Raw genomic sequence first — 20,706 nt, 5'->3', positions numbered from 1 at the left:
CGCAGACTCGACCGCTGCGCGCCACCGTCGCCGGCGGGGCGTCAGGCGTGCCCCGCCTTCTCCATCGCACGCAACTCCTTCTTCATGTCCTGGACCTCGTCGCGCAGTCGACCCGCGAGTTCGAACTTGAGTTCCGCTGCCGCAGCGAGCATCTGGTCGGAAAGATCCTGGATCACCGCTTCGAGTTGCTGGGCTCCCTCTGCGGCGATCCCGGTTCTGCGGAGGTTCGGCGTGGGCGACTTCCCCTTTCCCGTCGCGCGACCGCGTCCCGAGAGCATCTCGGCCGTGTCGGCTCCCTCGCGAGCGAGCACTTCGGTGATGTCGGCGATGCGTTTGCGCAGCGGCTGCGGATCGATACCGTTCTCGAGGTTGTAGGCGATCTGCTTCTCGCGGCGTCGGTCGGTCTCCTCGATCGCCTTGGCCATCGAGTCGGTGATCTTGTCGGCGTACATATGCACCTCGCCCGACACGTTTCGCGCGGCTCGCCCGATGGTCTGGATGAGCGACGTCCCCGAGCGCAGGAAGCCTTCTTTGTCGGCGTCGAGGATCGCGACCAGCGACACCTCGGGAAGGTCGAGGCCCTCACGCAGGAGGTTGATGCCGACGAGCACGTCGTAGACGCCGGCCCGCAGCTCGCTGAGCAGCTCGACGCGTCGAAGAGTGTCGACGTCGGAGTGCAGGTACCGCACCCGCACGCCGTGCTCTCCCAGGAAGTCGGTGAGCTCCTCGGACATCTTCTTCGTGAGCGTGGTGACGAGGACGCGCTCGTCTCGCCCGACGCGCACCCTGATCTCTTCCAGGAGGTCGTCGATCTGCCCCTTCGAGGGCTTCACGATGATGTGAGGATCGACGAGTCCCGTCGGACGGATGATCTGCTCGACCACCCCATCGGCGATGCCCATCTCGTACTTGCCGGGGGTCGCCGAGAGATACACCGTCTGCCCGATGCGATTCTTGAACTCGTCCCAGCGCAGCGGCCTGTTGTCCATCGCGCTCGGCAGGCGGAACCCGTGGTCGACGAGTGTGCGCTTGCGCGACGCGTCGCCTTCGTACATCGCGCCGATCTGCGGAACGGTGACGTGCGACTCGTCGATCACGAGCAGGAAGTCATCGGGGAAGAAGTCGAGCAGTGTGTGCGGAGGCTCGCCGGGCTGACGGCCGTCCATGTGCCGCGAATAGTTCTCGATCCCCGAGCAGAAACCCAGCTGCTGCAGCATCTCGAGATCGAACGTGGTGCGCATGCGCAGACGCTGGGCCTCGAGCAGCTTGCCCTGTCGCTCGAACTCCTTGAGTCGCTCTTCGAGCTCGTGCTCGATCGTGCCGATCGAACGCTGGATCACGTCGGTCCCCGCCACGTAGTGCGAGGCGGGGAAGATCGGCACCGAATCGAGCTTCTCGATGACCTCTCCGGTGAGCGGGTGCAGAGAGTAGAGGGCCTCGATCTCATCGCCGAACAGCTCGATGCGGATCGCGTGCTCCTCGTACACCGGGATGATCTCGATGGTGTCGCCACGCACCCGGAAGTTGCCGCGCGAGAAGTCGACGTCGTTGCGGTTGTACTGCATCGCGATGAACTGCCTGATGAGAGCGTCCCGGTCGTACCGCTCCCCCACCTGCAGCGCGACCATGGCACGGAGGTACTCCTCCGGGGCACCGAGGCCGTAGATGCAGGAGACCGTGGAGACCACGATCACGTCGCGGCGGCTGAGAAGCGAGTTGGTGGTCGAGTGACGGAGACGTTCGACCTCGGCGTTGATGGACGAGTCCTTCTCGATGAAGGTATCGGTCTGCGGGACGTACGCCTCGGGCTGGTAGTAGTCGTAATACGACACGAAGTACTCGACCGCGTTGTTGGGCATCAACTCGCGGAACTCGTTCGCGAGCTGCGCGGCCAGGGTCTTGTTGTGCGCGAGCACGAGAGTAGGCCGCTGCACCTGCTCGACCAGCCAGGCGGTCGTCGCGGACTTTCCGGTACCCGTCGCCCCGAGCAGGACGACATCGGTCTCACCGGCGTTGATGCGCGACGCGAGCTCGGCGATGGCCTTCGGCTGGTCGCCGGCCGGCGCGTACTCGCTGATGACCTCGAACGGACGGACACTGCGGGTGGGTTGCATACCTCCAGCGTAGGCGCGGCCACCGACATCGGGGTCGTGTCGGACCCCGGGCCTAGAGTGGGCCCGTGATCGAGTTCATCATCGGCACCAGCCTCGCGGCGTCGGCGGGTCTCAACGCCTGGATGCCGCTGTTCGTGCTCGGTCTCGCGGATCGTCTGCTGCCCGCCGTCCACCTGCCTGCCGCATGGGAGTGGCTGTCGAGTGATCTCGCGCTGTGGGTCTCCGGCGCGCTTCTGCTGCTGGAGATCATCGCCGACAAGATCCCCGCTCTCGACTCCGTCAACGACATGGTCCAGAGCATTCTGCGCCCTGCGGCCGGCGGCATCGCCTTCGGTGCGGGATCGGGCGCGCAGACCGTGACCGTCGACGATCCTGCCTCCTTCTTCACCGAGAACGCCTGGGTTCCGGTCGCCGCCGGCATCGGCGTCGCGCTCGTGGTGCACATCGTCAAGGCGACCGCCCGTGTCGCAGCGAATGCGGCGACCGGCGGGCTCGCGGCGCCCGTTCTCAGCGCAGCGGAAGACGGCACCTCCTTCGCCCTCGCGGCGGCCGCGATCATCGTCCCGATCCTGGCCGCGGCCCTCCTTCTCGGACTCGTCGTCGCGCTCGTGGCACTGTGGCGTCGGCGCACTCGCCGACGTGTCGAGCGCACCACCGGCCGAGGCTGACCCCAAGGGAGCGATCCGCTACCTCGGCACGGCTCGGCCCTCCGCCGTATCACCGGCCCCGCCGCGCAGCGCGATGGCGAGCGTCGCCGAGATCGCGCACATCACGACCACCGCGATGATGAACCACGTCCAGTCCGCTCCCCCGTATACGAGTCCGAGTGACCAGCCGAACAGACTCGATCCCGCGTAGTACCCGAAATAGTAGAGCGAGGATGCCTGCGCCCTGTGCTCCGGATCGGCGGAGGCGGGCGCCCACCCCGAAGCGACCGCGTGCGCGCCGAAGAATCCCGCCGTGAAGAGCAGCAGGCCGCCGAGCACGACGCCGGTGACGGGCACGAGCATCGCCACCGCACCCGCCGCCATCACCGCGATCGATCCCCGCAGCACCGGGTAACGCCCGAACCGCGAGGCCAGCGACCCCGCCCAGGGCGACGACACGGTGCCGGCGAGATAGGCGAGGAAGAGCAATGTCACGAGCCAGACCGGGAGGGAGAACGGCGGGTCCGCGAGATGGAAGCCGAGGTAGTTGTAGACCGCGACGAAGGCGCCCATCAGCAGGAAGCCCTGAGCATAGAGGGCGAGTTGCCGCGGCGATCGCAACGGCGTGAGCAACCGGGTGAGCACGCTCGTCGTGCTGCCTTCTCGGTACCGTCCGGGGGTGAACCCGCGGGCTCGGGGAGTGAGCCAGAGGAAGAGCACCGCCGCCAAGGCGCACACGCCGGCGACGGCCCACATGCCCGCGCGCCATCCGACGTGTTCACCCACGACCCCGGACACAATGCGCCCGAGCAGACCACCGACCGTCGTGCCTGCGATGTAGCTGCCCGCCGCGGCCGCTGCGTGTCGTGCACGCACCTCTTCATTCAGGTAGGCGAGCGCGACCGCGGGGAGCGCTCCGAGGGCCATGCCCTCGACGAGACGCAGAGCGAGCAGCATCTCCATCCCGGTGCTGAGCGGCGCCAGGAACCCGGATGCCGTGGCGGCAACCACGCCGATCGCCATGGCCTGCACCCGCCCGATGCGATCGGCGACCATCGACCACGGGATGACCGCCGCCGCCAGGCCCAGTGTCGCCGCCGACACGCTGAGTGCCGCTGTCGCCGGCGGGATGCCGAGATCGGCCGACAGATCGGGCAGGACTGCCTGCGCGGAGTACAGCTGGGCGAACGTGGCGATCCCCGCGAAGAACAGTCCGAGGATCAGCCGTCGGTACGCCTGCGAACCGGGCGCATGCCCCTCGAAGGTCACTTCGCCGAGATCCGCTCCCACAGCTCATCGGTCTGCTCGATGGTCTGCGCGAGCGAACCGGACGTGTCGATGACCACGTCCGCGATCGCCAGCCGCCTGTCGTCGGACACCTGCGCGTCGATTCGTCCCGCCGCTTCCGCCTCGCTCATTCCCCGTAGATCGATGAGGCGGCGGCGACGGACATCGGCGGGAGCATGCGCGACGACGATCGAGTCCCAGGGGTCGTCGACCCGGGCCTCGACCAGCAGCGGCACGTCATAGACGACGACGGATCGCGGATCAGCACGCACGGCTTCGTCGAAACGACGCTGCGACTCGACGCGCACGGCCGGATGGACGATCGCGTTCAACTGCCCGAGACGCTCCTTGTCCGCGAACACGACGGCTCCGAGCGCCGCCCGGTCGAGCGACCCGTCCTCCGCGATCATCTCCTGGCCGAAGGTCTCGGCGATCGCCGACAGCACGGGAGATCCCGGAGCCTGCACGTCGCGGACGATCTGATCGGCATCAACGATGATCGCGCCGCGTTCCGCGAGCCGTCGTGCAATGGTCGACTTCCCCGACGCGATGCCGCCGGTGAGCGCGATGAGAACCATTCGGCCAGTCTAGGGTTCGGTGGGCCGGTGCTCAGCGCCCGAGCAGCTGCCGACGCGAGCTGATGACGCCCGTGTCGAAGCCGGCCAGGTGGAGTCCGCCGTGGAACCGTGCGTGCTCGATCTTGATGCAGCGATCCATCACGACGGACAGCCCGGCGTCTTGGGCGAGGGCCGCCGCGTTCTCGTTCCACGATCCCAGCTGCAGCCACAGGGTCTGCGCACCGATCTCGATCGCCTCGCGGGCGACGCCGGGGAGATCCTCATCGCGGCGGAACACATCGACGATGTCGGGGACGACAGGGAGGTCTGCGAGCGACGCGTAGACCGGCCGGCCGAGGATCGACGACTCCCGAGGATTCACGAGATACACGTCGTACGCGGTGCTGGAGAGCAGGTAGGTCGCGACGAAGTACGACGCGCGGGCGGGGTTGTTCGACGCGCCGACGACCGCGACCGACTTCGCTCGTCGGAGGATGCCGAAGCGCTGCTGCTGGCTCGGCCCCACCCACGTCCGTTCCGCATGCAGGGGCGCGGCCGGGGGCAGAGCGCACGCGGCGGCGTCCTGAGGAGCGGGGAGGGCGCAGGCATCCGTGCCCGTCACGTTCGTGTTGCTCATCGTCGTGCTCCCGTCGCCGCGCTCAGTGCCTGATCCAGGTCCCAGATGATGTCGTCCGCGTCCTCGAGGCCCACCGAGATCCGGATGAGATCCGGACGGACGCCGGCTGCCGCGAGCTGCGCGGCGGTGAGCTGGCGGTGGGTGGTGGATGCCGGATGGATGACGAGCGTGCGCGCGTCGCCGATGTTCGCGAGGTGCGACGCCAGTTGGAGGTTCTCGATCAGCGTCTCCCCCGCTGCGCGACCGTCATCGGCCTTGACTCCGAACGCGAACACCGATCCCGGCCCGAGCGGCAGATACTTCGCGGCGCGCTCATGGTGCGGGTGTCCTTCGAGTCCGGCCCAGGTGACGTACTCCACGCGGGGGTCCGATGCCAGCCAGTCGGCGACGATGCGCGCGTTGGCCAGATGCGCGTCGATGCGCTGCGGAAGCGTCTCGATCCCCTGCAGGAGGTTGAACGCCGACTGGGGGCTCAGCGCAGGTCCGATGTCGCGCAGCTGCTCGGTGCGCAGCTTGGTGAGGAACCCGTACTCGCCGAAGTTGTCCCACCACTTGATCCCGCCGTAGGACTCGACCGGCTCTGTCATCTGCGGGAACCGCCCGTTGCCCCAGTCGAAGGTGCCTTTCTCGATCACGACGCCGCCGAGTGTGGTGCCGTGGCCCCCGAGGAACTTCGTCACCGAGTGGATGACGATGTCGGCGCCGTGCTCGAGCGGACGTGCGAGGTACGGAGTGGCGAGGGTCGCGTCGACGACGAGCGGCACACCGGCGGCATGAGCGACCTCCGCGAGGCCCTCGATATCGGCGATCTCGCCCGAGGGGTTGCCGATCATCTCGACGTAGACGACCTTGGTCTCCGGGCGGATGGCGGCAGCGTAGTCGGCGGGGTCGGTGGACGGGACGAAGGTCGTCTGCACGCCGAATCGACGCAGCGTCACATCCAGCTGGGTCACGGTGCCGCCGTACAGCTGCGCCGAGGCGACCACGTGATCACCGGCTCCGACGAGCGCCGCGAACGTGATGAACTCCGCACTCATGCCGGACGCTGTCGCGACCGCGCCGATCCCGCCCTCGAGCGATGCCAGCCGTTCCTCGAGCGCAGCGACGGTGGGGTTGCCGATGCGCGAGTAGATGTTGCCGTACTTCTGCAGCGCGAACAGGTTGCCGGCATCCGTCGCATCCTCGAAGACGAAGGAGGTCGTCTGGTAGATCGGCACGGCGCGGGCACCCGTCGCGGCGTCGGGAGTGCCGCCGGCGTGGAGAGCCCTCGTGCGAAAGCCGAAGCGGTGTTCTTCCGTCATCATGTCCTCAGTTCAGCGGTCTCGAGCACGGCGGCGATCTCGTCGACGGCCCACGGGTTCTGGAGAGATGTCGTGTCCCCGAGCGGGGCGGGTGCGCGTCCGGCGCGACGATCGTGCTCGGCTTCCCACAGCTGCGCGAGCAGCCGTCGCATGATCTTGCCGGAGCGGGTCTTGGGCAGGTCGGGCACCACGACGATGTGTTTCGGCTTGGCGACGGGTCCGATCGCCGTGGCGACCTGGCCCCGCAGCTGCGAGGTCGAGACCTCCGCGCGTCCTGATGCGGTGACGAACGCGACGACCGCCTGTCCGGTGACCGGATCGGCGACGCCTGCGGTGCCAGCCTCCCCCACCGTGTCGTGCGCGACGAGCGCCGATTCGATCTCGATCGTCGAGAGCCTGTGGCCGGACACGTTCACGACGTCATCGAGGCGGCCGAGGATCCAGATGTGGCCGTCCGCGTCTCGGGTGGCCCCATCGCCGGCGACGTAGTATCCGCCGTGCTCGCCGTGTCCGGCATACGCCGCCCAGTACGCGTCGCGGTAGCGCTGCGGATCGCCCCACACGGTCCGCGCCATGCCGGGCCACGGACGCCGCACCACGAGCGTTCCGGATCGCCCTGGTGTCACCTCGTCGCCGTTCTCGTCGACGACGGTCGCGTCGATCCCGGGCAGTGGCACGGATGCGGAGCCCGGCTTCAGCGTCGTCACTCCCGGGAGCGCCGCGATCATCGCAGCCCCGGTCTCGGACTGCCACCAGGTGTCGACCACGGGGAGCTCGTCGCGCCCGAAGGTGCGGCGGAACCAGATCCAGGCCTCGGGGTTGATCGCTTCCCCGACGGTTCCAAGCAGACGCAGCGTCGAGAGGTCGTGCCCCTGCGGCAGGTCTGCACCGAACCAGGTCATGAAGGTGCGGATGAGCGTCGGCGCCGTGTAGTAGACGGTCACGCCGTAGCGCTCGATGATCTCGAGATGCCGCTCACGATCGGGGGTGTCCGGCGTCCCCTCGTAGATCACCTGCGTCAGCCCGTTCGACAGCGGACCGTAGATCTCGTACGTGTGGGCCGTGACCCAGGCGAGGTCCGCGGTGCACCAGTGCACGTCGTCGGGCTTGGCGTCGAAGTGGGCCCAGTGCGCCCAGCTCGCGTGCGCGAGGTACCCGCCCGATGTGTGGACGAGTCCCTTCGGCTTCCCCGTCGTTCCCGACGTGTAGATGATGAAGAGCGGATGCTCGGAGTCGAACGCCTCGGGCTCATGCCGGGAGGACGCAGTGTCGACCACGTCGTGCCACCACACGTCTCGGCCGTCGGTCCAGGGGATGTCCTGCCCGGTGCGCCGGAGCACGAGGATGTGCTCGAGATCGGAGAGGTCGGCCGCAGCGACGTCCGCCGTGGACTTCACCTCGGTCGCGGTGCCCCGACGAAACTGACCGTCGCTCGTCACGAGGAGCTTGGCTCGCGTGTCGGCGAGTCGGAACCGCACGGCCTCCGCGGAGAACCCGCCGAAGACGAGCGAATGCACCGCTCCGATGCGCGCGCAGGCGAGGGTGATGACGACGGTCTCGATGAGCACCGGCAGGTAGATCACGACGCGGTCGCCCGCCTCGATGCCCAGGGCGAGGAGCGCGTTGGCCGCGCGCGACACTCTCTCCTGGAGGTCTGAGTACGTCACGGCCACGCGGTCACCCGGCTCGCCCTCGAAGTACAGGGCGACCTTGTCGCCGCGCCCCGCCTCGACGTGGCGGTCGACGCAGTTGTACGCGACGTTGAGCCGGCCGCCGACGAACCAGCGCGCTGCGGGTACGGCTTCGCCCACGGGCGGATCCCACTCGTGAGCCGTGTGCCAGGGTTCGGCCCAGTCGAGCCGCTCGGCCGCCTGTTCCCAGAAGAGTGTCGGGTCCGACGCCGCCCGCGCATACGCCTCAGCGGTCACGTTCGCCGTCGCAGCGAACCCCGCAGGCGCCGGATAGGTGCGGGTCTCGTGCAGCCGTGCCTCCGTCACCGTCACACCCATCGCCGGAGCAGGTACTTCTCGACCAGCACGAGAAGCGCGTTCGTGATCGTGCCGAGCAGCGCGAGCAGCACGATCGAGAGGATGATCCGGTCCACGCGTCCGTTGCTCTGCGAGTCCATGAGGAGGAACCCGAGACCCATGGACGACGCGATGAGCTCCGCGGCGACCAGGAACAGCCAGGCCTGGGCGAGAGCGAGTCGGAGACCTGCGACGACCGACGGCACGACAGCGGGCAACTGCACGGTGCGGAACAGCGACCAGCCACTCAGGCTGAACGAGCGCCCGGCCTCGACCAGGAGTGGATCGACGTGACGAAGCGCCGACGCGACCGTGGTGTAGACGGGGAAGAAGGCGCCGATCGCGATCAGCGTCACCTTCGACTCCTCACCGATCTGCATCCAGAGGATGAGCAGCGGCACCCACGCCAGAGACGGGACCGCACGTACCGCCGAGAGCGTCGGGCTGAGCAGCACGTCCCCGATCTTCGAGAGCCCGACGATCCCGGCGATCGCGAGTCCGATCACGGATCCGATCGCGAAGCCGAGCAGCACGCGCTGCACCGAGATCGCGACGTGCGTCCACAGCACCCCGCTCTCGGCCAGCTCGACACCGGCGGTGAGCACGGTGGCCGGCGCCGGCAGGCGATACGGCTCGACCATCCCGGTTGTCGTGACGACCTGCCAGGCGATGATGATGATCGCCGGCAGCAGGAACCCGCCGGCGATGCGGACGGCCGGACGCTCCCACGCGCGCCGCGCCCCCGCTCCGACATCCGTGCGGACACCGCGAGACGCGTCCCGCGCCTCGCGGGTGTCGGCGGGCACCACGACCCGCTGGTCGGGATCAGTCACTCGCCGCCGACCGCCTTCTTCGCGAAGGTGTCGTTGACGATCGAATCCAGCGCCGCATCGACCGAGTCCTTGCCGCCCTGAACATCACCGGATTCGACGAGGACGGGGGCGATCTTCTCGAGCACAGCGAGCTGGTCGTCTCCCGGGATGCCGTCGACGTCGAGGTTCGAGCGCTCCTCGATCACCGTCGTCGCGACCGCGATGTCGATGCCGGCCACCTCCGCCAGCAGCGCGGCCGTCTCTTCAGGGTTCCCGAGGGCCCATTCGCGCGCCTGCTCGTACGCGTCGACGACCGCCTGGGCGAGGTCGGCGTGGTTCTCGATGAAGTCCTCGGTGGCGTTCAGGAATCCGTAGGTGTTGAAGTCGACGTTTCGGTAGATGAGCTGGTCGCCCGACTCGACCTCGGCTGCCGCCATGATCGGGTCGAGTCCGGCCCAGGCATCGACCGACCCGCCGTCGAGCGCTGCACGTCCGTCGGCGTGCTGGAGGTTCTGCACCTCGACGTCGTCGACCGAGAGACCTGCCTCTTCGAGGGACTGCAACAGGAAGAAGTACGGGTCCGTGCCCTTGGTCGCAGCGACCGACTTGCCCGCCAGATCCTCGACCGAGGTGATGTCGCTGTCGGGTCCGACGACGATCGCCGACCACTCGGGCTGCGAGAAGATGTCGATGACCTGGATGGGCGATCCGTTCGCACGGGCGAGGAGCGCGGCGGAACCAGCGGTCGATCCCACATCGATCGACCCGGAGCGCAGCAGCTCGTTCGCCTTGTTCGACCCGGCGGACTGCACCCACTCGATGTCGACGTCGTCGCCGAGGATCTCCTCGAGGATCCCCTGGTCGCGGATCACGAGGCTCAGCGGGTTGTAGGTCGCGAAGTCGATCGACAGCGTGTCGGACGACCATTCGCCGGTCGAGGCCTCGTCCTGCGACGCGTCCGAGGCGGTGGCGTTCTCACCGGCCACGCATCCGGTCGCGACGAGCATGATCGTGCCGGCGACAGCGATCGCAGGGACGATTCGGCGGGTGATGGTGCTCATCGGGTCTCCTCGGTGGCGGTGCGGTGGTGGGTATCGACGCCGAGTCCTTCGAGGAGCTCGGCGCGAAGGTCGGCGAGGCCGCGATCGGCGCGGTCTCGGGGGCGGATGCCGGGAACGCTGATGGTGCGCACGATCGAGTGCTCGTCCGAAGCGGGGTCGGCGTCGAGCGTGCGCAGCAGCAGAACGCGGTCGGCTAAGTAGAGGGCCTCTTCGACGTCGTGCGTGACGAGGAGAACCGTGGTGGGTTCTGCAGCGTGGATCTTGAGCAGCAGATCATGCATCCGCAGGCGAGTGAGGGCGTCGAGCGCGCCGAACGGCTCATCCAGCAGCAGCACTCCCGGGTTGCGAGCGAGGGCGCGCGCGAGCGAGGCGCGCTGCGCCATGCCGCCGGACACTTCGCGCGGGCGCTGCTCGGCGGCCTGTTCAAGCCCGACCAGTTCGAGCAGCTCGCGCACGCGTTCGCGACCGTGGCGGCGTGCCGTGCCACGTGGAAGGCCGAGCTCGACGTTCTGCGAGATCGTGCGCCAGGGCAGCAGTCGTGGCTCCTGGAAGGCGACGGCGGTGCGCTCGTCGACGTCCGCGACACCGGAGTCATCGAGCAGGATGCTGCCGCTGGAGGGCGCATCGAGTCCGCCGATCAGGCGAAGCAGCGTCGACTTGCCACATCCCGAGGGACCGACGACGGCGATGATCTCGCCTGCTGAGACCTCGATGTCGACCCCGCGGAGAACGTCACGGCGTCCTCGTGCGAGCGGGAAGCTCCGCCCCACCTCTCGCAATCGCACGCGCTGCGCCGTGCCGGCGGCTGCCGACTCGTCGACGCGCGGGGTCGAGAGGAGGGATGTCATACCCCCATGCTGGCGGGGCTTGCGCAATGTGACGAATGCCGCCGTAATGTTCGGTCACGGAGCGCCGCGCGCAGCCGGGACGCAGAACGGGCCGCCATCCCGAAGGATGACGGCCCGTTCAGAGCGTGATGCTTAAGCGTTGCCGCCCGACAGCTTCTCGCGCAGAGCCGCAAGAGCCTCGTCGTCAGCGAGCGTGCCCGCGCCTGCGGCCTCGCTCGTGAAGACCTGGCCGCCGAAGTCGTCGCCTGCCGCTGCCTCGGCCTCGGCTGCCTTGGCAACCTGAGCCTTGTGCGCCTCCCAGCGAGCCTGGGCTGCAGCGTACTCCTGCTCCCATGCCTCGCGCTGGGTGTCGAAGCCTTCCTTCCACGCACCGGTCTCGGGGTCGAAGCCCTCCGGGTACTTGTACTCGCCGGCCTCGTCGTACTCGGCGAGCATGCCGTAGAGCGCGGGGTCGAATTCGGTGCCGTTGACGTCGACGGCCTCGTTCGCCTGCTTCAGCGAGAGCGAGATGCGGCGACGCTCGAGGTCGATGTCGATGACCTTGACGAAGACCTCTTCGCCGACCGACACGACCTGCTCGGCCAGCTCGACGTGCTTGCTGGAGAGCTCGGAGATGTGGACGAGGCCCTCGATGCCGTCTGCGACGCGGACGAACGCACCGAACGGAACGAGCTTGGTGACCTTACCCGGCGTGACCTGACCGATCGCGTGGGTGCGGGCGAAGACCTGCCACGGGTCCTCCTGCGTCGCCTTCAGCGACAGGGAGACGCGCTCGCGGTCGAGGTCGACCTCGAGGATCTCGACGGTGACCTCCTGGCCCACCTCGACGACCTCGGAGGCGTGCTCGATGTGCTTCCAGGACAGCTCGGAGACGTGCACGAGGCCGTCCACGCCGCCCAGGTCGACGAATGCACCGAAGTTGACGATCGAGGAGACGACACCCTTGCGGACCTGACCCTTGTGCAGGTTGTTCAGGAACGTGGTGCGCGACTCCGACTGCGTCTGCTCGAGCAGCGCGCGGCGGCTCAGCACGACGTTGTTGCGGTTCTTGTCGAGCTCGAGGATCTTGGCCTCGATCTCCTGGCCGAGGTACGGCGTGAGGTCGCGGACGCGGCGCAGCTCGATGAGCGAGGCCGGCAGGAAGCCACGGAGTCCGATGTCGACGATGAGTCCACCCTTGACGACCTCGATGACCGTTCCGGTGACGACTCCGTCGTTCTCCTTGATCTTCTCGACGTCTCCCCAGGCACGCTCGTACTGAGCACGCTTCTTGGAGAGGATCAGACGGCCTTCCTTGTCCTCCTTCTGGAGAACGAGTGCCTCGACCTCGTCGCCGACCTTGACGACCTCGTTGGGGTCGACGTCGTGCTTGATCGAGAGCTCGCGCGAGGGGATGACGCCCTCGGTCTTGTATCCGACATCGAGGAGGACCTCATCGCGGTCGATCTTGACGATCGTGCCTTCGATGATGTCGCCGTCGTTGAAGAACTTCAGGGTCTTCTCGACCGCGGCCAGGAAGTCCTCAGCAGATCCGATGTCGTTGATGGCGACCTGCTTGGTGGCCGGGGCGGTCGTTGCGGTAGTCATGTAGTGGGTTGTCCTTGTGAATGGAGACTCGGGCTGAGCACTCCGGCCGCGCACGGCCGATCGTGAGCACTTCAGCGATGGATTGGTTTTGTGCCACCGGGCATGCCTAGACACGCCACATGTGACAGTCCAGGTTATCAGATCCCGGGCGGCTGAACGGATCGAATATCGCACGCGAGCGATGCGCTGTCAGACTGTGCGTATGCCTCGCGCCGACAAGCTCCTCCTGCTCGACACCGCCAGCCTGTACTTCCGCGCGTTCTACGGCGTCCCCGACAAGGTCACGGCACCCGACGGCTCCCCCATCAATGCGGCCCGCGGTCTCCTCGACATCATCGCGAAGCTCATCACGCTGTACGAGCCGACGCACGTCGTCGCCTGCTGGGATGACGACTGGCGCCCGCAGTGGCGGGTCGATCTGATCCCGAGCTACAAGTCGCATCGGGTGGTCGAGGTCGTCGCCGCCGGCCCTGACGTCGAAGAGGTGCCGGATCCGCTCGACGCGCAGATCCCGTTGATCCGCCAGACCCTCGACGCTCTGCGCATCCCTGTCATCGGCGTCGCGGAGCACGAGGCGGACGACGTGATCGGCACCCTTGCGACGCACGCGTCGATGCCCGTCGACATCGTGACCGGCGACCGCGATCTCTTCCAGCTCGTCGACGATGCACGCGGCGTACGCGTCATCTACACCGCACGAGGCATGAGCAACCTCGAGATCGTCACGGATGCCGTCGTCGTGGCCAAGTACGGGGTCCTGCCGAGCCAGTACGCCGACTTCGCCACGATGCGCGGCGATGCGTCGGACGGCCTTCCGGGTGTCGCGGGCGTCGGGGAGAAGACCGCCGCCACGCTCCTGCAGGCCCACGGCGACCTCGAGGGCATCCGCGAAGCAGCCGAGGCGGGCGAGGGCATGAGCGCAGGGGTGGGTTCGAAGGTGCTCGCCGCCGCACCCTACCTCGACGTGGCCCCGAAGGTGGTCGCAGTGGCGACCGACCTCGCTGTCACGGCACCGGTCGATGCTCTCCGCCCGCTCGATCCCTCCGAGGTAGATGCCGCGACCGCACTCGCGGAGCGGTGGAACCTCGGCGGATCGATGTCGCGGGCCGTCGCGGCGATCGCGGCTGTGGACGTCTGACTCAGCTCGCCCACGCCAGCAGGCGGTCGAGTCCCCAGGTGGTGACGATCCTCGACGCCGGAACCCCCGCATGCTCCGCGCGTTCGGCGCCATGATCGAGCAGCGAGAGCTGACCCGGCGCGTGCGCGTCCGAGTCGATCGAGAACAGACAGCCCGCCTGCATGGCGATGGCGATCAGCTCGTCCGGCGGATCCTGCCGTTCAGGGCGGGAGTTGATCTCGACCGCGACTCCGTTCGCCGCGCACGCCGCGAACACCGCGGCGGCGTCGAACTGCGACTCCGGTCGCGTGCCGCGCTCCCCCTGCACGAGGCGCCCCGTGCAGTGGCCCAGCACGTTGACCCGCGGATTCGACACGGCCGCGAGCATCCGCGCCGTCATCGCACGCGACTCCATCCTCAGCTTCGAGTGCACGGAGGCCACGACGATGTCGAGCTCGTCGAGGAGCGCGTCCTCCTGATCCAGTGCGCCGTCTTCGAGGATGTCCACCTCGATTCCCGCCAACAGGGTGAAACCGTCACGGGACTCTGCGCGCACCAGGGGGATCTGCTCGCGCAGCCGCTCGGCCGAGAGCCCACGCGCGACCCGCAGTCGAGGCGAGTGGTCCGTGATCGCCTGGTACTCATGCCCGAGCGCGCGTGCCGCCGCAGCCATCACGCCGATCGGCGTCGTCCCGTCGGACCACTCCGTGTGCGCGTGGAGATCGCCACGCAGCTTGGCCCTGAGCGCTGACGTGCGCTCCGGCTCGACCTCGCCTCTCAGTTCGACCAGGTAGTCGGGCACCTCACCGCTCTGCGCCTGCCGGATGACGCCGAAGGTCGACTCGCCGATGCCCTTGGCCGCTCGCAGTCTCGTCGGATCCGAGCGGACGTCCTCGGGAAGCTGCTGCAGCGTCGCCGCCGCCTGACGGAAGGCCTTCGCCCGATAGCGCGATGCACGCTCCCGCTCCAGGAGGGAGGCGATCTCGAGCAGTGCGTCGACGGGGTCCATCACGCGTCCTAGGCGGTGGCGAGTTCCCGGCTGACGCCGATCCACTCGTCGAGCTTCGCGAGGGCGCGCCCGTCATCGACGGCTGCGGCTGCACGGTCGTACCCCTCGCGCAGACGCTCGAGGATCGGACGCTGCACCTGGGTCGCGTCCTGAGACAGCTCGAATGCGACGATCCCGGCCGCCGCATTCAGGAGGACGATGTCCCGCACGGCGCCCTCTTCTCCTTCGAGCGTCCGCCGCAGCACCGCTGCGTTGTGGTCGGGGGTGCCGCCGATCAGATCAGCGAGGTCCGCGAGCGGGATGCCGAGGTCGCGGGGGTCGAGATCATGCTCGTGGATGTCGCCGCGCGTGACCTCCCAGATCCGGCTGTGCCCCGTGGTCGTGAGTTCGTCGAGACCGTCGTCGCCGCGGAAGACGAGAGCCGTCGCACCGCGCGTGCGGAAAACGCCCGTGATCAGCGGCACACGCTCGAGCTGAGCGACGCCGACCGCGTTGGCCTCGGCGCGGGCCGGGTTGCACAGCGGGCCGAGCATGTTGAACACGGTCGGCACGCCGAGCTCTGCGCGCACCGCGCCGGCGTGCTTGAAGCCGGGGTGGAATGCTCCCGCCCACGCGAAGGTGATGCCGGTGCGGTCGAGGATCGTCGCGACGGAAGCGGGATCGAGAGTCAGTTCGAGACCGAGGGCGCTCAGCACGTCGGATGAGCCGGACGAGGAGCTGGCCGCTCTGTTCCCGTGCTTGACGACGGGCACTCCGGTCGCGCCGATGATCACCGCCGCGGTCGTGGAGACGTTCACCGTTCCGACTCGGTCTCCACCGGTTCCGACGATGTCGAGCACATCGGGCGAGACGGGGAGGGGTACCGCCGCCTCGAGGATCGCGTCACGGAATCCGACGATCTCGTCGATGGTCTCGCCCTTCGCGCGGAGCGCCACCAGGAAGCCCGCGAGCTGCGCCTCGGTGACGTCGCCTCGCATGATCCGCCGCATCGCCCACGTCGACTCCCAGACGCTGAGGTCACGACGCTCCAGAAGAGTGGTGAGAACGTCGGACCAGGTCAGGGAATCAGCCATGAGTGCGATCTTATCGGCGCGGGAAAACGTGCAGAGTGTTCCGCACGCGTCCACGCACCCGTCTCACCGCCCGTTTCCCGCGGATTCACCGAGGATTCGCAGCGTTCTCTTAGGGTCGCCTAAGTCGGATCCGAGCTCCTGACGGGCCGTCGGTGCGAGAATCACGCCCGAGGATCGGCCATAATGGAAGGGTGACGACCTCAGCGACGTATGCCCCGGCGGCAAGAACGATCAAGCGCCCCAACCCGGTAGCTGTCGGCACCATTGTGTGGCTCGGCAGTGAGGTGATGTTCTTCGCGGGACTCTTCGCGATCTACTTCACACTCCGCAGCACCTCTCCCGAGCTGTGGGCCGACCGCACCGAACTGCTGAACGTGCCGTTCGCCTTCGTGAACACTGCGATCCTCGTGCTCTCGTCGTTCACGTGCCAGATGGGTGTGTTCGCCGCGGAGGACCTGCAGCCGTACCGCATCGCCAAGGGCCAGAAGAACGGCGCAGGACGCCGACGCCTCTTCGGCTGGGGAATGGTCGAGTGGTTCTTCCTCACGTTCGCTCTCGGCTCGATCTTCGTCGCCGGCCAGGTCTGGGAGTACGCGACTCTCGTCGCTGAGGGCATGCCGATCAGCGCCGACTCCTACGCATCGGCGTTCTACCTGACCACCGGTTTCCACGCACTGCACGTCACCGGCGGACTCATCGCGTTCCTGCTCGTCATCGGACGCGCATACGCCGTCAAGAACTTCCGGCACAAGGAGGCGACCTCCTCGATCGTGGTGTCCTACTACTGGCACTTCGTCGACGTCGTCTGGATCGTGCTGTTCGTCGTTATCTACTTCCTGAAATAAGAGCGGAGCTGATCCCCGAGATGGCACGAGACAAGAAGCGCCGTTCGAACGGTCGCCGCAGCCCCCTGGCCGCGGTCGCCCTCATCGGAGCAGGACTCATGATCACCGGCGCCGTGTATGCGGGCGCTTCGGCCGCGTTCGCCGCGACCGACACCCCGACGGCTGCGGAGAGCACGCTCACGGTGGAGGACGGCGAGAAGCTGTTCCAGGCCAACTGCGCCACGTGTCACGGCCTCGATCTGCAGGGCACCGCCAACGGACCGAGCCTCTACGGTGTGGGCGAGCTCGCGACCGAGTTCCAGCTCTCGACGGGGCGCATGCCCCTCCAGATGCAGGGGCCGCAGGCACCGCAGAAGGAGCCTCAGTTCACCGAGGAGCAGATCCTCGCGATCTCGTCGTTCGTGCAGGAGTCGGCCCCCGGCCCGACCTTCCCGGACGCTCATATCCTCGACGGCGAGGGCGACGTAGCGAACGGAGCCGAGCTGTTCCGCGTCAACTGCGCGATGTGCCACAACGTGGCCGCAGCCGGCGGTGCGCTCACCGAGGGCAAGTACGCTCCCGCACTGACCGAGACCAGCGCGCTGCACATGTACGCCGCAATGGTCACCGGTCCCCAGAACATGCCGGTCTTCGGCGACATGAACCTGTCGGACGAAGACAAGCGCGACATCATCTCGGCGCTGCTCTACCAGCAGCAGTCCGTGCAGATCGGCGGATTCTCGCTCGGTTCGCTCGGCCCGGTGTCCGAGGGCCTGTTCGTCTGGATCTTCGGAATCGGCGCGCTCGTCGCCATCACCGTGTGGATCACGGCGAAGTCCAACTGACGCTTAATCATCGAAGAGGAACGTACGAGGAGCACCATGGCACACGACGACGACTCGCAGGCTCTTGACAGGGCCTACCAGCCCTCTCCTGGGCTGGGTGTCGCAGTCAGCGATCCCGTGCAGAACCCCGGGCTGCCGCCGCACCGCGCGCGGATGACCGACAAGGACCCGCGCGCCGAGAAGGCTGCGGAGCGCACGGTCTACACCCTGTTCTATCTCTCGCTGGCGGGAAGCATCTGGGCGGTCGCCGCCTACATGCTGTTCCCGATCGAGAGCGGCGCGCTCATCGACATCCGTCAGAACAACCTCTTCATCGGTCTCGGGATCTCGCTCGCCCTGCTGGCGATCGGAATCGGTGCGATCCACTGGTCCAAGGCGCTCATGAGCGACAAGGAGCACATCGAGCACCGGCACCCGACCCGCGGCAAGGAGTCGACGCGGGAAGCCGTGATCGAGGCCTTCGCCACGGCCAACGAGGAGTCCGGATTCGGGCGACGCACGATGATCCGCAACTCGCTGTTCGCGGCGATCGTGGCGTCGATCATCCCCGGTGTGACGCTGTTCCGCGGTCTCGCTCCGCACAGCACGCCCGACGACCCGACCGCCGGCGATCCGGTCGCTCTTCTCAAGCACACCATGTGGGAGAAGGGTGCGCGCCTGGTGCGCGACCCCGACGGAACCCCGATCCGCGCGGCTGATGTGACCCTGGGCTCGGCTTTCCACGTGATCCCCGAGGACCTCGCCGATCTCAGCCACCACGACGGCTACCTCGAAGAGAAGGCCAAGGCCATCGTGCTGATGATGCGCCTGCGCCCCGAGCAGCTGATCGAGTCGGAGGACCGCAAGGACTGGTCGTACGACGGCATCGTCGCGTACTCCAAGGTCTGCACGCACGTCGGATGCCCCGTCGCACTGTACGAGCAGCAGACGCACCACCTCCTCTGCCCCTGCCACCAGTCGCAGTTCGACGTCACGGATCACGCCAAGGTCATCTTCGGACCGGCCGCACGTCCGCTGCCGCAGCTGCCCATCACCGTCGACGACGAGGGCTACCTCATCGCACGCAGTGACTTCACCGAGCCCGTCGGCCCGAGCTTCTGGGAGCGCCATTGAGCACCGCAACGCTGTCCAAAGAGGACAAGGACAACAAGGCGCCTCTCGGCGGCCGATTCGTCGGCGCCGCGTCGAACTACATCGACGAGCGCACCAGCATCTCCGGCTTCGTCAAGGAGCTCGGACGCAAGATCTTCCCCGACCACTGGTCGTTCATGCTCGGTGAGATCGCCCTGTGGAGCTTCGTGGTGGTGTTCCTCTCCGGAACCTTCCTGACGTTCTTCTTCCAGGCCTCGATGGTCGAGACGCACTACACGGGCGCCTACGCCCCGATGCGCGGAATCGAGATGTCGGCGGCGCTCGAGTCGTCGCTGCACATCTCCTTCGACCTGCGCGGAGGCCTGCTCGTCCGCCAGATCCACCACTGGGCCGCTCTCGTCTTCGTGGCCGGCATCGGCGTGCACATGCTGCGCGTCTTCTTCACCGGCGCGTTCCGCAAGCCCCGTGAGCTCAACTGGGTGATCGGCTTCGTGCTCTTCATCCTGGCGATGGCGGAGGGCTTCACCGGCTACTCGCTCCCCGACGACCTGCTCTCGGGTAACGGACTCCGCATCATCGACGGCATGATCAAGGGCTTCCCCGTGGTCGGCACCTGGATCTCGTTCCTCCTGTTCGGCGGCGAGTTCCCCGGCACCGACATCGTGGGCCGCCTGTACACGCTCCACATCCTGCTGCTGCCGCTGCTCGTGATCGGCCTGATCGTCGTGCACCTCATGCTGATGATCGTCAACAAGCACACGCAGTTCGCCGGCCCCGGCCGCACGAACGACAACGTCGTCGGCTACCCGATGATGCCCGTGTACATGTCGAAGATGGGCGGCTACCTGTTCATCGTGTTCGGCACGATCGTGCTGATCGCCACGTTCTTCCAGATCAACCCGATCTGGAACTACGGCCCGTACGACCCCTCCCCCGTCTCCGCCGGTACCCAGCCCGACTGGTACATCGGATTCGCGGACGGCGCTCTGCGTCTCGCTCCGTCCAACCTCGACGTGGTCTTCCTCGACCGCACCTGGTCGTTCGGCATCCTGCTCCCCGTCGCGGTTCTGGGTCTGTTCATCGTGCTCGTCGCGATCTACCCCTTCATCGAGGCATGGGTCACCGGAGACAAGCGCGAGCACCACATCGCGCAGCGTCCGCGCAATGCGGCCACCCGCACCGCGATCGGCGTCGCCGGCGTCGTCTTCTACGCCGTGCTGTGGGCTGCCGCATCGTCCGACCTCATCGCGACGCACTTCATGCTCACGATGGAGGGCGTGATCCACACCCTCCAGGCGCTGCTGTTCGTCGGACCGATTCTCGGCTACTTCGTCACGAAGCGCATCGCACTCGCACTGCAGAAGAAGGACCGCGAGATCGTGCTGCACGGCTACGAGTCGGGTCGGATCGTGCGACTCCCGGGCGGAGAGTTCATCGAGGTGCACCAGCCTGTCGACAAGTACGACCGGTGGAAGCTCATCGATGTCGACGGATACGAGCCGCTCGTCGTGCGACCCAATGCGAAGGGACGCATCTCGTGGACCGAGAACCTGCGGTCCTCTGTGTCGCGGTGGTTCTTCGAGGACCGGCTGGCTCCCCTGACGCAGGCCGAGGTCGAGGCAGCGGATGCTCACCAGCACCACGTCACCGCGCAGAACGCGGAGACCGAGGCCGCCGAGATCCAGGGCGCTCACGAGCGCGCAGGCGTTCCGGACGCTCCTCTCGTCGCTAGCGAGACTCATGTCGACGAGACGGCCAACACTCCCAGCACGGTCATCTCGACCGAGCCGGTGAAGAAGCCCCGCAAGAAGGACTCCGAGGACAGCGAGTAACTCTTCGCTCCCCCTCGAAAGTGGCCCTGTCCGATT

18 protein-coding genes are annotated in these 20,706 nt (G+C 67.5%); 6 read left to right on the top strand and 12 right to left on the bottom strand.

The features are described 5' to 3' along the window. Window positions 1–41: 41 nt before the first annotated feature. On the bottom strand, window positions 42–2,114 hold the full coding sequence (uvrB, locus tag RWO82_RS01930; RefSeq protein ID WP_314422555.1) for an excinuclease ABC subunit UvrB: 2,073 nt from the start codon (window positions 2,112–2,114) through the stop codon (window positions 42–44). Window positions 2,115–2,179: 65 nt separating this feature from the next. Here uvrB and RWO82_RS01925 point away from each other — a divergent pair, with 65 nt between their 5' ends. Continuing rightward, complete coding sequence (locus RWO82_RS01925; protein ID WP_314422552.1) at window positions 2,180–2,782, top strand: DUF4126 domain-containing protein; 603 nt, start codon at window positions 2,180–2,182, stop codon at window positions 2,780–2,782. 18 nt (window positions 2,783–2,800) lie between these two features. Here the strand turns inward: RWO82_RS01925 and RWO82_RS01920 are convergent, their stop codons facing one another. The 9 genes from RWO82_RS01920 to rpsA form a co-directional block, all read right to left on the bottom strand. Further along, a complete protein-coding gene (locus RWO82_RS01920; protein WP_314422549.1) occupies window positions 2,801–4,051 on the bottom strand; it encodes an MFS transporter in 1,251 nt (416 codons plus the stop codon). Then, window positions 4,027–4,626 (bottom strand): dephospho-CoA kinase, encoded by a 600-nt coding sequence (gene coaE, locus RWO82_RS01915; RefSeq protein WP_314422547.1) that lies wholly within the window; start codon window positions 4,624–4,626, stop codon window positions 4,027–4,029. The genes RWO82_RS01920 and coaE overlap by 25 nt, the downstream gene beginning before the upstream one ends. Window positions 4,627–4,657: 31 nt before the next feature. Beyond that, window positions 4,658–5,242: a CoA-binding protein gene (locus tag RWO82_RS01910; protein ID WP_314422545.1), complete on the bottom strand. Its 585-nt coding sequence runs from the start codon at window positions 5,240–5,242 to the stop codon at window positions 4,658–4,660. Next, complete coding sequence (locus RWO82_RS01905; protein ID WP_314422542.1) at window positions 5,239–6,543, bottom strand: O-acetylhomoserine aminocarboxypropyltransferase/cysteine synthase family protein; 1,305 nt, start codon at window positions 6,541–6,543, stop codon at window positions 5,239–5,241. The genes RWO82_RS01910 and RWO82_RS01905 overlap by 4 nt, the downstream gene beginning before the upstream one ends. Then, entirely contained in the window at window positions 6,543–8,552 is a 2,010-nt protein-coding gene (gene acs, locus RWO82_RS01900; protein ID WP_314422540.1) for an acetate--CoA ligase, read from the bottom strand. The genes RWO82_RS01905 and acs overlap by 1 nt, the downstream gene beginning before the upstream one ends. After that, window positions 8,543–9,403, bottom strand: coding sequence for an ABC transporter permease (locus RWO82_RS01895; RefSeq protein WP_314422538.1), 861 nt, complete (start codon window positions 9,401–9,403; stop codon window positions 8,543–8,545). Before RWO82_RS01895 ends, acs begins: the two co-directional genes overlap by 10 nt. Then, window positions 9,400–10,443 carry an aliphatic sulfonate ABC transporter substrate-binding protein gene (locus RWO82_RS01890; protein WP_314422536.1) on the bottom strand — a complete coding sequence of 348 codons (1,044 nt, stop codon included), beginning with the start codon at window positions 10,441–10,443 and terminating at the stop codon, window positions 9,400–9,402. Before RWO82_RS01890 ends, RWO82_RS01895 begins: the two co-directional genes overlap by 4 nt. Continuing rightward, a complete protein-coding gene (locus RWO82_RS01885) occupies window positions 10,440–11,291 on the bottom strand; it encodes an ABC transporter ATP-binding protein (RefSeq protein WP_314422535.1) in 852 nt (283 codons plus the stop codon). Before RWO82_RS01885 ends, RWO82_RS01890 begins: the two co-directional genes overlap by 4 nt. Before the next feature lie 132 nt (window positions 11,292–11,423). Continuing rightward, entirely contained in the window at window positions 11,424–12,878 is a 1,455-nt protein-coding gene (gene rpsA, locus RWO82_RS01880; protein WP_314422533.1) for a 30S ribosomal protein S1, read from the bottom strand. Between the two features lie 202 nt (window positions 12,879–13,080). Between rpsA and RWO82_RS01875 the strand changes: the two genes are divergently transcribed. Further along, a complete protein-coding gene (locus RWO82_RS01875) occupies window positions 13,081–14,016 on the top strand; it encodes a 5'-3' exonuclease (protein WP_314422530.1) in 936 nt (311 codons plus the stop codon). A 1-nt stretch (window position 14,017) separates the two neighbouring features. Here RWO82_RS01875 and RWO82_RS01870 read toward each other — a convergent pair whose 3' ends face one another. Both RWO82_RS01870 and trpD read right to left on the bottom strand, forming a co-directional pair. Then, a complete protein-coding gene (locus RWO82_RS01870; protein ID WP_314422527.1) occupies window positions 14,018–15,004 on the bottom strand; it encodes a PHP domain-containing protein in 987 nt (328 codons plus the stop codon). An 8-nt stretch (window positions 15,005–15,012) separates the two neighbouring features. Continuing rightward, window positions 15,013–16,077: an anthranilate phosphoribosyltransferase gene (trpD, locus tag RWO82_RS01865; RefSeq protein ID WP_314422525.1), complete on the bottom strand. Its 1,065-nt coding sequence runs from the start codon at window positions 16,075–16,077 to the stop codon at window positions 15,013–15,015. 191 nt (window positions 16,078–16,268) lie between these two features. Between trpD and RWO82_RS01860 the strand changes: the two genes are divergently transcribed. The 4 genes from RWO82_RS01860 to RWO82_RS01845 are packed head-to-tail and all read left to right on the top strand — an operon-like array spanning window position 16,269 to window position 20,670. Beyond that, window positions 16,269–16,922, top strand: a complete 654-nt coding sequence (locus RWO82_RS01860) for a heme-copper oxidase subunit III (RefSeq protein WP_194763415.1) — start codon at window positions 16,269–16,271, stop codon at window positions 16,920–16,922. 20 nt (window positions 16,923–16,942) lie between these two features. After that, window positions 16,943–17,746 carry a cytochrome c gene (locus RWO82_RS01855; protein WP_314422522.1) on the top strand — a complete coding sequence of 268 codons (804 nt, stop codon included), beginning with the start codon at window positions 16,943–16,945 and terminating at the stop codon, window positions 17,744–17,746. 36 nt (window positions 17,747–17,782) lie between these two features. After that, window positions 17,783–18,859, top strand: a complete 1,077-nt coding sequence (locus RWO82_RS01850) for a Rieske 2Fe-2S domain-containing protein (RefSeq protein WP_314422520.1) — start codon at window positions 17,783–17,785, stop codon at window positions 18,857–18,859. Beyond that, on the top strand, window positions 18,856–20,670 hold the full coding sequence (locus RWO82_RS01845; RefSeq protein ID WP_314422518.1) for a cytochrome bc complex cytochrome b subunit: 1,815 nt from the start codon (window positions 18,856–18,858) through the stop codon (window positions 20,668–20,670). The genes RWO82_RS01850 and RWO82_RS01845 overlap by 4 nt, the downstream gene beginning before the upstream one ends. Window positions 20,671–20,706: the final 36 nt, after the last annotated feature.

The organism is uncultured Microbacterium sp., assembly GCF_963521645.1.
Lineage (GTDB): Bacteria > Actinomycetota > Actinomycetes > Actinomycetales > Microbacteriaceae > Microbacterium.
The sequence above is the reverse complement of the archived record's forward strand: the minus strand, read 5'-3'. Positions and strand labels throughout refer to the sequence as shown.